Below are 1446 nucleotides of genomic sequence, written 5' to 3'. Positions count from 1 at the left end.
TTCGACCCAGAAAACAACACATGGAGGTATGAAAAGATGACCCAAATAAATATTACTATAGATTTAGAAGATCTTAAAGAGAAAGTCGAAAATAGTCCTTTGGAATCTCCTGTTAAATCTTCTTTAGCTCTGATTTTAAATTCATTAATGGAAAAAGAAAGGGACGAATATATTAATGCTCTTTCTCATGAGCGAACAGACAGTCGCAGAGGCTATCGGAATGGTTACTATGAGCGTGAATTGATCACCGGGGCCGGTACACTTAAACTAAATGTACCACGCACGAGGGATGGGGAATTTTCTCCATCGGCTTTTAAAAGGTACGAGCGATACGACCAGGCTTTAGTCATCTCCATGATGGAAATGGTTATCAATGGTGTGTCCACACGCAAAGTGTCCAATATTGTTGAAGAGTTATGCGGTAAGAAGGTTTCAAAGTCATTTGTATCAGAGATTACAAAATCTTTAGATCCAATTGTAAACGACTGGAAAAATCGTCCTTTAAATGTATACTACTTCCCTTATATTTACGTAGATGCGATGTATATCAAAGTTCGAGAAGGAAAGCGTGTCGTCTCAAAAGCAGTCTATGTTGCTTGTGGTGTTAATGAAAAAGGATACAGAGAAATCATTGGCCTGAAAGTAGATCATAAAGAATCCGAACAGAGCTGGTCTAGCTTTTTCGAATACTTAAAATCCCGTGGTATTCATTCACCACAGATGATTATCTCTGATGCCCATGCAGGATTAATTAAAGCCATTAGGGAAACATTCTTAGGTACTTCCTGGCAAAGGTGTACAGTGCATTTACTGCGAAACATTGTTGATACCATGCCAAAAAAGGGTATGGAGGAAGCTAAAGAGGATCTTAAAGCTATTTTCAGAACATCTAAACGTAAACATGCCGATGAATTAAAAACAAGCTTTATCAATAAGTATCAAGATACAAAAAAACTACAAAAGGCAATAGAACTATTGGATAGTGGCTATGAAGATGCGATGCAGTTTCATTCTCAACCACCAAAATACCACAGATATTTTAGAACAACTAATATGATCGAACGAGTAAATAGAGAGATTCGAAGAAGAGAAAAAGTCATTTCCGTCTTTCCAAATGATCAATCGGTAATTCGTATCATTGGTTCAGTCCTTATGAACATCGATGAGGAGTGGGCAAATAAACAGTACCTAAAGAACTATGATGGATCAGAAGACTAGTAAAGAAGGAAACCAAAGATAACGCCACCATTGACTTTGCTTTTATCCGTGTTCAAGGAAGCTTCGAAGGATGGCCAGAATAATGCCTTAAGGGCACATCCTTCTCTATATTGTAACACGGATAAATCGATTCTAAGTATTTGCCGGCGGGGCCCCGACCCCTTCCAGCAAATACTAAGAATCGGGCACTGCAGTCAATGGCAAGCAGCAAAGCTGTGGCTGCTATAG

Annotated in this window: 1 protein-coding gene; it reads left to right on the top strand. The window is 38.7% G+C overall.

From position 1 onward, the window contains the following. Window positions 1-36 precede the first annotated feature (36 nt). Window positions 37-1218, top strand: coding sequence for an IS256 family transposase (locus GHD25_RS19755; RefSeq protein ID WP_164220067.1), 1182 nt, complete (start codon window positions 37-39; stop codon window positions 1216-1218). Window positions 1219-1446 lie beyond the last annotated feature (228 nt).

Origin of the sequence: Virgibacillus aidingensis (assembly GCF_010994035.1) — a bacterium.
GTDB lineage: Bacteria > Bacillota > Bacilli > Bacillales > Amphibacillaceae > Virgibacillus_N.
The sequence above is the reverse complement of the archived record's forward strand: the minus strand, read 5'-3'. Positions and strand labels throughout refer to the sequence as shown.